This window comes from Candidatus Marinimicrobia bacterium CG08_land_8_20_14_0_20_45_22, from assembly GCA_002774355.1.
Taxonomy (GTDB): domain Bacteria; phylum Fidelibacterota; class UBA2242; order UBA2242; family UBA2242; genus 0-14-0-20-45-22.
Genome location: PEYN01000067.1, coordinates 1 through 13,576, shown reverse-complemented (window position 1 = coordinate 13,576; position 13,576 = coordinate 1). Strand labels below are relative to the sequence as shown.

The following is a 13,576-nucleotide window of genomic DNA, read 5'->3' as shown; positions in this document are numbered from 1 at the left end:
CTACGACAAAGGACTGATCAACGAAGCGATTCTCGAATTCAAAGCCGCCACGCAAAGCGACCCAAACGGCTATCAGGCGCATCATTTTCTCGCCATTGCCTACACGAGAAAAGGCTGGTTCCAATATGCGCTCAAGGAAGCCGAAACCTCTTTCGACCTTTATCCTTGCGACGAAAACTACAAACTCATTCAGGTGATCCGGCAAAAGACCAACCTCGAAATTATCGGCACACAGGAAACGGAACCGTTGCCGACCGAAACAACACCTTAATCCCTCTATAAACGGAATCTGCCACCAAGCATATCATCTCCGCCAGCAGGAGAACCGATATTCCCGCCTTTCTGGGCGAATGGTTTCTTGACGCCGTCCGGCAAGGTTCGGTCAGTGTCAAGAACCCTTTCTCGCCGGTTCCGTACACCGTTTCCCTCAAGCCGGAATCGGTCAGTGCGATCGTCTTCTGGTCAAAGAATTACCAGCCGTTCTTTCCGGCGCTGAACTTCATCGACCCGATCTATCAAAAGCGGTTTCTATTCCATTACACCATCAACGGCTATGCGGGAAAAGCCAAGACCGCGTTCGAGCCGCATATTCCCAATATTCCCCGCTCGCTTTCCACGATCAAACGGCTCTCTGAACGTTACGGAAAAGAAGCCGTCATCTGGCGATTCGATCCGCTCATATTTTCCAATGTTTCCTCGCCAACGGAACGTCTCGATACCTTTAACGATCTCTGCGCGCTCTTCGCCAAATATGTCGATCGATGCGTTGTCAGTTTCGTCGATCTGTACCAAAAAGTCCGGACGCGCTTTGACCGGCTGACGACCGATTTGGGCATTCTATTCATTATCCCAACACACGAACAACAAACGGAACTTCTCATCAAAATGAAACAGATTGCCGATACGAACGGCATTCATCTCAGCGCCTGTTGTGAGAACGAATCGGCTGTTCAGGCGGACATACCGGTTAGTCACTGTGTCGACGCCATTCTGCTCAAACATCTTTTCCCGGACGAATCGTTCCCCGAAACCATTGTTCCGACGCGAAAAGGTTGCGGTTGCTATCTCAGTCACGACATCGGCGCTTACAACACATGCAATCATCACTGCGCCTACTGCTACGCCAACCGGTGACGCCCAATGACTTTTTTCTTCATCTCCGGTCGATTTTCAGTTAACTTGGTGAGGAGATTATTGAACAATAGACAGGTTGATATGAAGAAAGTTTTCCTCACAGTTCTGCTGGTGTGTTTCCTGCATCTGTTCGCATTTGCGGAAAACCTGCACGTCGTTCTGGTCATCATCGACGGCGCTCGCTATACCGAAACGCTGGGCGACACGAGCGGACAATACATTCCAAACATGAAACGGCTCGCATTGCAAGGCGCGGTGCTCGACTCTTTTATCAACGACAGTATTACCGTCACCAGACGCGCCGTTCCGGCTATCTGGTCAGGCTCGTGGACGGCTCCACGCGACACATCTTGTTACTACCAAAGTAATTGGATCAGCACACAATACGCGCAGGTTCCATCGCTCTGGGAATATTTCCGCAAGGAAAAGAGCGTCGATTCGACGCAGGCGTTTTACTTTGTCAAGAATCTCTCGACGCCATGGTTGCCAAGTTTCACTTCGTCTTATGGCAGACAATACTGGCCGAATTATGTTCTGCTTGGTCAGAGCGATCTCGATGTTTGGTCGAGCTGTCTGTCTAATCTGCATCGGTATCATCCGGCATTAACCGTTCTGTACTTGGCAGACGTCGATCACTATGGTCATTCGGGCGATTGGAACCAGTACACATCGGCTATCGCCATTGCCGACAGCATTGTCGGAATGCTCTGGGATTTCATTCAATCCGACGCAACCTTCCGCGACGCGACGACGGTTTTGGTCACCAACGATCATGGCAGGCATACGACAAATTTTACCAGTCACGGCGACGGTTGCTGGGGCTGTCGGCACATCATGTTGCTGGGAATCGGTCCGGCGGTCAAAAGCGGCTGGCATTCGTCTAAGAAGCGTTCCATCCCGGACATTGTTCCGACCATCGGCGCGATTCTCGATTTCCCGACGCCGTTCGTTTCCGGGAACGTCATCACGGAAATGCTCGCCGACCCGACAGCGATCCCCAAAACCGACAGCAGGAAATTGCCCGACCGCTTCTTGTTCGACAATTTTCCCAATCCGTTCAATCCCACGACGACGATCCGTTTTCAACTGGCCGAACCGGCGCACGTCAGGATTCAGATATTCGACCTGCGCGGCCACGAAATAATCTCTGTAGCCAATCAGGAGATGCCAGACGGAATTCACGAAGTCGATTGGAATGGGCGCGGTAAAGACGACAGACCGGTTTCCGCCGGAATTTACTTTTACCGGATGACGACGGACGGCGGCATCTACCAAACGAACAAGATGGTTTTCCTGCCATAAAATTCCGTAGATTTTATTGTTGAAAAGGGAAGTGTATCATGAATATCATTGAAAAAGCAAAAACAGACGGACTGGTTCTCGACGGCGGAATGGGAAGTATGCTGTTTCGCACCGGACTCAGCGGCAAGCCCAGCGAGTTCTGGACGCTCGAACGCCCGGAAATCATCGAATCCATCCATCGCGCATATTTCGACGCAGGCGTGGATGTCGCCACGACGAACACATTCGGCGGGAGTTCGGTCAAACTGAAAAAAGCGGGACTCGAAAAGCAGGCAATAACCGCCAATCAAAACGCGGTAGCCATCGCCAGGCAGGCGGCAGGAAAGACCCAATACGTAGCGGGCGACATCGGACCGACCGGCGAGATGCTCCAGCCTTTCGGATTGCTCGGCATTGAAGAAGCGACTGCGACGTTCGGCGAACAGGCGGCATGGCTGGCGGAAGCGGGCGTCGATCTGTTCATTATTGAAACCATGTTCGACCTCAACGAATCTCTGGCCGCGATCGCGGGCATCCGGAAAGTGTCCGACCTGCCGATCTTTGCTACACTGACCTTCACTCAGAGTCCGAAAGGATTCGCAACAATCATGGGCAACCGCGTGGAACCCAGTATGAAATCGTTGATCGACGCCGGGGCGAGCGCCGTCGGCGCCAACTGTTCCATCGGCTCGGACAAAATGATCGGATTGGCGGCGGAAATCCGTGCCGCGGTTCAAAGTCCGGTCGTCATTCAGCCGAACGCGGGAGCGCCGAAGACCGAAAACGGCGCGATCGTTTATCCCGAAGACATTGAATTTTTCTCGGAGAATATCCGGAAGATCAAGGAACTCGGCGTGGAGATCGTCGGCGGCTGTTGCGGAACGACGCCCGATTATATCCGCCGTATTTGCGAGAAAATCCGGCAACCGAAGTAAGGTGAATCGCATCTCAGACAGGTCAATTGTTTTAGGAACAATTCGGATTTGAGAAAAGTCAAAAAGAAATCAATCGTTAAAAAGCTATTCGAACGGCGGTTTCCTCAAATCATTTTCATCTATCTTGGCATCTGATGGACGATCATCGAATTCAGCAACTGGGCGGTCGAGCATTTCTCCATTTCCCCCAATTTTGTCGATCTGGGTTTTGTTTTATTATTATCGCTCCTGCCAACAGTCGGCATGCTGGCATGGTATCACGGCAAGCCCGGTCGGGACGAATGGACAATAACCGAGAAAATCGGCATTCCGCTCAATTTCTTTTTCAGCGCTATGCTCCTGCTCATGGTGTTTTCCGGCAAAGAACTGGGTAGCGCCACCACATCCGTCTCCGTGAAAAACGAACTCGGACAGACGGTTCGACGGAACATTCCCAAAAGCGAATTCGGCAAGCGACTCGCTATCTTTTTCTTCGACAATAAATCCGAACAACCGGAGCTCGACTGGCTCCAGTACGGACTGATGGCCGGTTGTTACATCGACCTGAATCAGGATCCGTTTTTCTCGGTCTATTCCGCTTACGATAACCTGATCTATCAAAAAATCCTGCATGCGGGCTTCGGCGAGGACATTTCCATGCCGATGGCTTTGGAAAAGAAGATCGCCAAAGAAATTCAGCGGGAATATTTTCTCGGCGGCTCGTTTACAATGAGTCAGGACACATTCATCGTCAGCACGTACCTATACGAAACGATTCATGGGAAACTCATTTCGGAGCATGAATTCCGAGACAAGAACGTCTTCACGCTCATCGACCAGATCACGATGACGCTCAAGCGCGACCTGCAAATTCCCGACTGGCATATTCAAAGTTGCCCGGATTTACCCGTCCGGGAAATCCTGACCCGCTCCGTCTCCGCCTATAAATATTACATCGACGGCAGTAACTACGTCAATCTGAAAAACGATTGCCCACAATCGGCGCGTTGCTTCGAGAACGCCGTAAAAACCGACCCAACTTTCGCCGCGGCCTATTGGGCGCTCTATGGCTCGGCCATCAAAAACAATCAGCCGGAAATCGCCAACCGCGCCATCGAATCGGCAATGAAATATATCTATAAACTCCCCGAAAATCTGCATTACGCGATTAAAGAAGAATATTATCTCATTACGGAAAATCCCAATAAGCGCGCCGCCGTGCTGAACATGTGGGTGCAATTGTATCCGCGTGATGTCCGCGCACATTTCCGGCTCGCGGGAAATTACCTCAAGATGAACCGTCTGGACAAGGTGATCGAGGAATACAAAACTATCCTGAAAATCGACCACGCGCGTCGGTATTATCTCCGGTATCTCGGCAATGTCTATCTCCAAAAAGGCGAATTCAAGCAGGCGCTGAAATATTACAAGCAGTACCAAAAGGAGTTCCCAGAGAATTACCAGTCGTTCATGGATTTCGGCGAATTGTATTACACGATGGGCGATTACCAGAAGGCGACCGAGTATTTTATCAATGCACAGGTCATCGAGCCCGCTGATATTTTCATCCCGATCCGGCTGGGCGACATCGACGCCCGGAAAGGCAATTTCTCAGCCGCATTCGAAAAGTACGGAGAGGCGCTCAAGGCGTCCAAAACTCCGTTCGAGCGCTCCGATGCGCTCGCTGCGTTCCAAAAACTTTATGAGATGACGGGACAAATCCGCAAGGCAATAGAAAGCCGGAACCGGAAATTCGCCGAACAGGCAAAATATCTCAATCCCATCGACGCCGCGCTGAACCAACTTTCCGACGGCTCGCTGAAACTGTACATCCGGATCGGTGACAAATCCACCGCGCTTGCCGCATTGAATGACTACCGTTCACGTTTATCGATGCCGTGGTTGCGCGCGTTATCGCTCGGCTATCTCGAAGTCGCTCTGAAAACTCAGGACATTGCCGCCGCCGAAAAGGCCGTTGGCGAGGTGGAAGAACTGATCCGTGTTTTCGGCGAAGACGCTAAAAACGTTATAGTTCACGACGCCCGAGCGAAGATTTGTGAAATGCGCGGGAATTACATCGATGCCCTCCTCGAATATCAGGCGAAGTTGCAATACGTTCCGACGGACGTCGCCGTTATGACGGACATTGCGCGGTGCTACCGCGAGATCGGCGATTACAGCAAGGCGAACTCTTATTTAGAATCGACCTTGCGGATTCTGCCCAACTCTCCGAATGCGCTGTACGAGATGGCGCTGGTTCAGATCGCTCTCGACAATCCATCCAAAGCCGCCGAACATCTGAAGGTTTTGCTGAAAATCTGGAAAAACGCCGACGCCGACTATGCCCCGGCGGTTCAAGCCCGACAGAAGCTGGCGGAACTCCACGCCGGATAAAACGGACATTAAGCATTTCACTCCTTCCTTGACAACTCAGATTAATTTCAGTAAGATAACTACCGTAATGCAGTTGAAATATGAATTGACACGATCTATCAAAACGGAGTTCTCATGAACACCCTCTACTACGGCGACAATCTACCGATCCTCAAAAAGCACTTTCCGTCGGAAAGCATTGACTTGATCTATCTTGACCCGCCCTTCAACTCCAACCGAAGTTACAACGTTCTTTTCAAAGACGAATCCGGCTCGGAAGCCGACGCACAGATTACAGCCTTCGAGGATACATGGCACTGGACGCAAGACGCCGAAAGACTTTATCACGATGTCGTTACCGCTTCCCTTCCGGTCAGTGGACTGCTCAGTTCCCTGCGTTTTACGCTCGGCACTAACCAGATGATGGCTTACTTGGTCATGATGACGGCGCGACTGATCGAACTACACCGCGTCCTCAAACCTACCGGCTCGCTCATCTGCACTGCGATCCGACAGCAAGCCATTACCTGAAAATAGTAATGGATGCAATATTCGGTTTCGGTAATTTTCGAAATGAGATCGTCTGGAAAAGAACCAGTAGCTTAAAAACATCTCAATTTAAAGATAGAAAATTTGGAACTGTCACAGACACTATACTTTTTTATACCAAATCCGACGATTATTTCTTTGATAGTGAAAATGTAAAAATCCCTTTTACTAATCAAGAAATTATTGAACACTACCCTTTTGAGGACGCCAAGGGCAGATTTACTAAAAGTCCTTTATTTAGGTCTATGGGTATGGGTGAAAGACCAAATCTTTGTTATGAATATAAAGGCGTATCCGCTACTTCAAAAGCTGGCTGGAAAATATCATTAGATAAATTAAAAGAATATGACAAAAAAGGCGATGTTGACTGGACAAATCCCAAAGTACCTTATAGAAAATACAGACCGGAACATACTAAGGGTTGGTTAATTTCAAATCTTTGGTCTGATATAGAACAAACCGGCGGAAATGAGCGTCTCGGCTACCCCACTCAAAAGCCCATCGCCTTACTGGAACGTATTATCAAAGCGTCCAGCAACGAAGGCGATGTCATCCTCGATCCGTTCTGTGGCTGTGGAACCGCCATCGTCGCCGCTCAAAATCTCAACCGGAAATGGATCGGTATAGATATTACGCATTTATCTATCGCACTGATGAAATATCGCCTGAAAGACACTTTTCACCTTGAACCGAAGAAAGATTATAACGTCGTTGGTGAACCGGAAGACGTTTCCTCCGCCCTCCAACTCGCCAATGACGACCGCTATCAGTTCCAGTGGTGGGCGCTCTCGCTGATCAAAGCCCGTCCCGCAGGTGCGGGAGGTGAAAAGAAAAAAGGCGCCGACAAGGGCATTGACGGATTGATTACTTTCATTGACGATCAAACCGGGAAAGGCAAACGCGTCCTCGTTCAGGTCAAGAGCGGACACGTGAAAAGCGGCGACGTCAGGGATTTAATTGGCGTCCTCGACCGCGAGAAGGCGGAAATTGGAATCTTTATCACACTGAATGAACCGACCCGCGATATGCTGACCGAAGCGATCTCCGCCGGACTCTATCATTCCGAAGGCTGGCAGAGAGATTATCCGAAAGTTCAAATCCTGACCATAACCGAATTACTGAACGGCAAACCGGCGCAGTTGCCGCCGACATCTACAACTTTTAAAAACGGGAATTCTGTCGTTCGCGAACCCGATCAAATCTATCTGAACTTGTGATCTATCCTCTCGGGGGTTTCTCGCCCTCTGGAAGGTTTTCTTTTCGGAACCGCGAATGAACACGAATGGACACGAATAACCAATGACCAGATACCAAACTCCAAATCACAAACTGCAATTTTATCCCAACTTTACCCCTACCTTATATCAAATTAACCCAATCAACCCGCTCGAAGCTGACAGGTCCTATCAATCCATTTCTACCAAATCCACTAAATCTAGCCAATCGACTTTTTTTAAACGCAGATTCGCCATGGCGAACTGGGCTCAGTGAGAAGACAAAGAGGATTTTAGTACAGTACTCAACAGGAAAGGAAAAAACTATCAGAAAACAAGGACAAAGTCAGGTGTTTTTTCAAATTCATTTTACCGATTCAATTATTTCTGTCATAATCAGCGATATTCCGGTTGACTTCATAAAAATCTATGGTTAATATTGCATCAATGACGATCTATGAAAAACCCAGTTGTTATTTAACCTGCTTTAAAATGAGGGTAAAAATCTGTGATCAAATCACTGAAAATCATAACTCCCAATCCTGTACAAAATAGCGAATCAATATGAGCCAAGTCGTTATCGAAAATCCAATCATTAACTCACCTTATGATAAACCAATGCGTCATTTCCGCTTTTCGGACGATGGAATCACAAATGAAATCGATGACGGAAGGAGAATCAGTACCTATTTCGTACCCATCGCAAAACCAAAGAAGAAAGGCGCTACACAACTTGAGATTTATACGGAGTGGACACAAGACCGAGTCAAAGAGAATCAGTTTATCAACGACATTCGACGTCGCGTAGAGATTTGGCGGAATGGCAGTTATGTCGGCGTGACGCCAACGACCGCGCGCTTAATTGCTTACTGGACAGGCCCTAATCGGGAAAAGAAACTCTTTTTCTGCCAAATTGAAGCCCTTGAAACAGTTATTTATATAACTGAAGTTGCCAAGAAGTACGGCGACACCTATTTAGAAACAAAATTGCAAGAAGCAAACAATACATCAAATCCCGGACTGCCGCGCTCAGCCTTCAAGATGGCGACCGGTTCGGGGAAAACCGTCGTCATGGCAATGCTCATCGTGTGGCAGACACTTAATAAACAAGCCAATCCACAGGATGCTCGTTTCTCCGATACATTTCTAATCATCACTCCGGGAATTACTATCCGGGATCGGTTGCGTGTGTTGCTTCCCAACGATCCTCAGAATTACTATCGACAACGCGACATTCTACCGGCACAACAGATCGAGCAGATCGGTCGGGCTAAGATTCTCATAACGAATTTTCATGCCTTTGCGCTCCGCGAGCGCTTTGAAGGTTCACGCTTAACGAAAGAACTGTCCGGTCAAACTAAAACAGGGATAAATAAAGAAACCCCTGATGAAATGGTGCGTCGTGTTTGCCGCGAGTTCGGCACAAAGAAAAACATCGTCGTGATCAACGACGAGGCGCATCATTGCTACCGTAGAAAACCGGATAGCGATGAAGACGAACATCAACTAAAGGGGGATGACCGAACAGAAGCTAAAAAGCGTAATGAAGATGCCCGCGTCTGGATTTCCGGCATCGAAGCAGTAAAAGAAAAAATCGGTGTTAAAACCATCTACGATCTTTCGGCTACGCCGTTCTTTCTCAGAGGTTCTGGCTATCCTGAAGCCACTTTGTATCCGTGGGTAATATCGGATTTCTCGCTGATAGACGCTATCGAATCCGGTATTGTCAAAGTGCCTCGCGTTCCGGTTGCGGACGACTCAATGACAGGCGATCAACCGACCTATCGGGACCTTTGGTTCCGCATACGGGATGATTTACCCAAAAAGGGACGCAAAACGGAGGCGGTTGGCGGCGAACCCAAACCGCCGGTAGAACTGCAGGGTGCTTTACATAGCCTCTATAGTAACTACGAAAAATACTACCACCTTTGGGAACAAAATTCCGAAGCTCGCGCCCGCGGGATTACACCACCCGTGTTCATTGTCGTCTGTAACAATACCAATGTTTCCAAGCTCGTCTTCGACTATATCGCAGGCTGGGAAAAGCAAATCGGTGATAAAACCATCGTTCAGGCAGGGCAATTGCCTATCTTTAGAAATGACGATGGGAATGGCTCTTGGCTCCGTCGTCCAAATACCATACTGGTAGATAGCCGACAGCTCGAATCCGGTGAGGCAATGAGTGACGATTTTAAAAAGATCGCCTCTCGTGAAATCGAAGAGTTTAAAGCCGAATACCGTACCCGTTTTCCCGGACGCGACTCCGAAAGCCTGACGGATGAAGACCTGCTCCGCGAAGTGATGAATACTGTCGGAAAACAAGGCAAGCTCGGTGAGTATGTCAAATGCGTTGTCAGTGTCTCAATGCTTACAGAGGGATGGGATGCTCAGACCGTCACTCACATTCTTGGTGTGCGCGCTTTCGGTACGCAACTATTATGCGAGCAGGTTGTCGGTCGCGCTTTGCGCCGCATGAGTTATTCTGCTAACGAAAAAGGACATTTCAACCCTGAGTACGCAGAAGTCTATGGCGTTCCATTTTCATTTATACCCTGTAGCGGCGGAACAATAGAACCTAAACCCGGTCCGATGCCCACTCGCGTCCGCGCTATCGAAAGTCGGATCGCCTGTGAAATAACTTTTCCCCGTTTGATTGGTTACCGCTATGACCTCTCCGGCGAACGAATTACGGCTAATTTCACAGATGATTCCAACCTGACGCTATCTACAAAAGACGTTCCTACTAAAACAGAAAATGCTCCTATTGTCGGCGAATCCAGTATTCACACTCTTGACGACCTGAAACGTCATCGCGCCAATGAAGTCGCCTTTATGCTGGCGAAACTCACGCTGGAGAAGTATTTTCGTGACGACGATGGTAACAATAAACCGTGGCTTTTTCCGCAACTGCTGGGAATATCCAAACGTTGGCTGACCGAATGCGTCATCCTGAAGGACAACACGTTTATTCAATTGCTCCTTTTAATCGAATTCGCACATGATGCCGCTGACCGCATTTATAGAGCCATCGTCGCCTCGACCGATGGTACGGCCGCGCTCAAACCCATCCTACAACCTTACGATACCATCGGTTCTACGCGGTATGTTGACTTCGATACGACTCGATCGGTTTATGCCACTCGTGAAGACAAGTGCCACGTTTCGCATGTCGTCGCCGATACGAAATCCTGGGAACAGAAAATGGCCGCCGATCTTGAAGATATGCCCGAGGTTATCCGCTATGTAAAAAACCACAACCTCGGATTCACGATCCCTTATACTATCAACGGCGAAGAACATCAATACTATCCAGACTTTATCGCCTGCATCGATGATGGTAAAGGCGCCAATAACATCCTGAATCTGATTATCGAGGTCACCGGCGAGAAGAAAAAGGATAAAGCCGCAAAAGTCTCTACCGCCCGCACGCTCTGGGTTCCGGCAATTAATAATCACGGTGGTTTTGGTCGTTGGGCGTTCATTGAAATTGATGATCCCTGGAATGCCATAAAAACAATAAAAACTCTTTAAATACTCAAGGAGAACTCTGATTATGCTGACAAGACTAAGGGTTAAAAACTTTAAAAGACTTGATGAAATTGACATCGAGCTTTATAATAACGTGGTTTTAATTGGCCCAAATAACTGTGGCAAAACGACCGCTCTTCAGGCGCTCGCATTATGGGATATTGGTGTTCGAAGATGGAACGAAAAACGGAAGGGTAAAACTTCTCCCGAAAAAAGGCCCGGTGTAACAATCAATAGACGTGATCTATTAGCAATTCCGGTACCTAGTGCAAATTTACTGTGGAGAAATTTACATGTACGAGATGTTAGTCGTATAACAGAGGGCATAGCAATATCACAAAAAACTCAGAATATTCGAGTTGAAATTATTGTAGATGGCGTTACAAAAGATAAACCATGGTCATGTGGAATGGAATTTGACTATGCAAATGAAGAATCCTTTTATTGTCGACCATTAAGACTTGGCGATAAAAATGATAGGATGCCCGTCCCAGATGAAGTAGAAGATATAAAGATTGCATTCTTACCGCCAATGTCTGGACTAACTGACACGGAATTCATAAAACAAAGTGGGGAAATCGGAGTTTTAATAGGTCAAGGACAAACCGCCCAAGTTCTTAGAAATCTTTGCTTCCAAATATCCCAGATGAATAAAGAAAATAAATATTGGAATGATATGGTAAACCATATTCGTTCCTTTTTTGGAATAGAATTGTTACCACCGAAGTACATTGTTGAAAGAAGTGAAATAACAATGTCCTATAAAGATGAATATGGACATGTTCTTGATTTATCCTCCTCCGGTCGTGGTTTACAACAAACCACTTTATTGCTGGCACATCTCTATTTACACCCAGGAACAGCGCTACTACTTGATGAACCAGATGCTCATTTAGAAGTTCTGCGGCAACGGCAAATTTATAACATCCTTCTTGACGCGGCTTCTAAACAAAACTCACAAATCATTGTCGCCAGCCATTCGGAGGTTGTTCTTTCCGAAGCCGCAGAAAAAGGCACCGTCATAGCTTTTATTGGAAAGCCTCATAAACTAAACGATCATGGATCACAGCTATCTAAATCACTTCAGTCCATCGGATGGGATCAGTACTATCAGGCAGAACAGTCTGGTTGGGTTCTCTACCTTGAAGGCTCGACGGACCTCGAAATACTTAGAACTTTCGCTATAAAACTTGGGCATGACGAAGCAATCAAAGTTTTAGAACGTCCATTTGTTCACTATTTAGGATCCAACCATCCCCCACAGAGTCGTGATCATTTCAATGGCCTGAGAGAGGCAAAAAACGATTTAGTTGGTGTTGCACTTTTCGATCATCTTGATAGGCCATTACAAACAGAAAGTCAACTTACAGAAATTATGTGGACTAGCCGCGAAATAGAGAACTATTTTTGTAGAAAAGAAGTACTTATTGCTTATGCTGGAAATACGGAATCACCTCTTGACATTTTTAGTTCAGCTGAATCACAACGTCGGATAAGAGCTATGGAAGAATCTATTCAAGAAGTAATCTCAGCGCTTGAGACGTTAGGAAAACCACCAGCATGGTCTGCTAAAATTAAAGCAACTGATGATTTTCTTGATCCTTTATTCAAAGCCTATTTTAAAAAACTTGACCTCCCCCTCCTAATGCGAAAGACTGATTATTATCAATTAGCAAAATTAATTCCTAAAGAATCTATTGATCAGGAAGTTAAAAACGTTCTTGACACTATAGTAGAGGTTTCGAAAAAAGCAATTGTGAAAAATGATTAATATCTACTACTGTAAAATGTCCCAATTATTCGCTGACCACTTGCTGGAGCATTTATAATGGGACAGAAATCTTCTATCGAATGGACTGAATCAACCTGGAATCCTGTAACAGGTTGTTCAAAAATCTCTGCCGGTTGTTTGAACTGCTATGCCGAACGGATGGCAAAAAGACTTCAGGCAATGGGTCAGGCAAATTATGCGAATGGCTTTCACGTAACTCTCCATGAACATTTGATCGAATTGCCTCTGCATTGGCGGAAGCCACAAACTATATTCGTCAACTCAATGTCCGATCTTTTCCATGAAGACGTTCCTATAGATTTTATTAAGCATGTCTTCAACGTAATGGAAAAAGCGAGCTGGCATCACTTCCAGATTTTAACGAAGCGCTCGGCTCGTCTGGTTGAACTTGCGGGGAAATTGCCCTGGCCGGAAAATGTCTGGATGGGCGTTACCGTTGAAAATGAAGAGAGCGTTTTCCGTATCAAGCACCTCCGAAGCATTCCCGCCGCTGTCCGGTTCCTTTCCGTCGAACCCTTAATCGGACCGATTACGGGAATAAATCTGTCAGGGATCAATTGGGTGATCGTTGGCGGCGAATCCGGTCCCGGCGCCCGGCCGATGAAATCAGAATGGGTGTTTGAAATCAAGGAACACTGCCAAAACGCAAACGTACCGTTCTTCTTCAAACAATGGGGAGGCTTCAATAAGAAGAAAAACGGACGCACTCTCGAAGGCAAAGTATATAACGAAATGCCGGAAAAATATCAGTCTCCTGAACTCTCTTTAGCGTTTTGAAAATCATGAGGAAC

9 protein-coding genes and 1 pseudogene are annotated in these 13,576 nt (G+C 47.3%); 9 read left to right on the top strand and 1 reads right to left on the bottom strand.

The features are described from left to right. Positions 1-271: hypothetical protein (locus COT43_04165; GenBank protein ID PIS29296.1), on the top strand; the 271-nt coding region annotated here is incomplete at its 5' end. Between the two features lie 257 nt (positions 272-528). On the opposite strand, the gene COT43_04160 is transcribed toward COT43_04165, so the two are convergent. Beyond that, positions 529-792, bottom strand: a complete 264-nt coding sequence (locus COT43_04160; GenBank protein PIS29295.1) for a hypothetical protein — start codon at positions 790-792, stop codon at positions 529-531. Positions 793-828: 36 nt separating this feature from the next. Between COT43_04160 and COT43_04155 the strand changes: the two genes are divergently transcribed. The 8 genes and pseudogenes from COT43_04155 (at position 829) to COT43_04120 (ending at position 13,562) form a co-directional block, all read left to right on the top strand. After that, positions 829-1,134, top strand: coding sequence for a hypothetical protein (locus COT43_04155; GenBank protein ID PIS29294.1), 306 nt, complete (start codon positions 829-831; stop codon positions 1,132-1,134). Between the two features lie 6 nt (positions 1,135-1,140). Then, complete coding sequence (locus COT43_04150; protein PIS29293.1) at positions 1,141-2,436, top strand: hypothetical protein; 1,296 nt, start codon at positions 1,141-1,143, stop codon at positions 2,434-2,436. Positions 2,437-2,474: 38 nt separating this feature from the next. Further along, on the top strand, positions 2,475-3,350 hold the full coding sequence (locus COT43_04145) for a methionine synthase I, cobalamin-binding domain-containing protein (protein ID PIS29292.1): 876 nt from the start codon (positions 2,475-2,477) through the stop codon (positions 3,348-3,350). 243 nt (positions 3,351-3,593) lie between these two features. Beyond that, entirely contained in the window at positions 3,594-5,723 is a 2,130-nt protein-coding gene (locus tag COT43_04140; protein PIS29291.1) for a hypothetical protein, read from the top strand. 114 nt (positions 5,724-5,837) lie between these two features. Further along, a pseudogene (locus COT43_04135) lies at positions 5,838-7,468 on the top strand (site-specific DNA-methyltransferase). Between the two features lie 561 nt (positions 7,469-8,029). Then, a complete protein-coding gene (locus COT43_04130; GenBank protein PIS29290.1) occupies positions 8,030-10,996 on the top strand; it encodes a restriction endonuclease subunit R in 2,967 nt (988 codons plus the stop codon). A 22-nt stretch (positions 10,997-11,018) separates the two neighbouring features. Beyond that, positions 11,019-12,764 carry an AAA family ATPase gene (locus COT43_04125; GenBank protein PIS29289.1) on the top strand — a complete coding sequence of 582 codons (1,746 nt, stop codon included), beginning with the start codon at positions 11,019-11,021 and terminating at the stop codon, positions 12,762-12,764. Between the two features lie 57 nt (positions 12,765-12,821). Continuing rightward, a complete protein-coding gene (locus COT43_04120) occupies positions 12,822-13,562 on the top strand; it encodes a hypothetical protein (GenBank protein PIS29288.1) in 741 nt (246 codons plus the stop codon). Positions 13,563-13,576 lie beyond the last annotated feature (14 nt).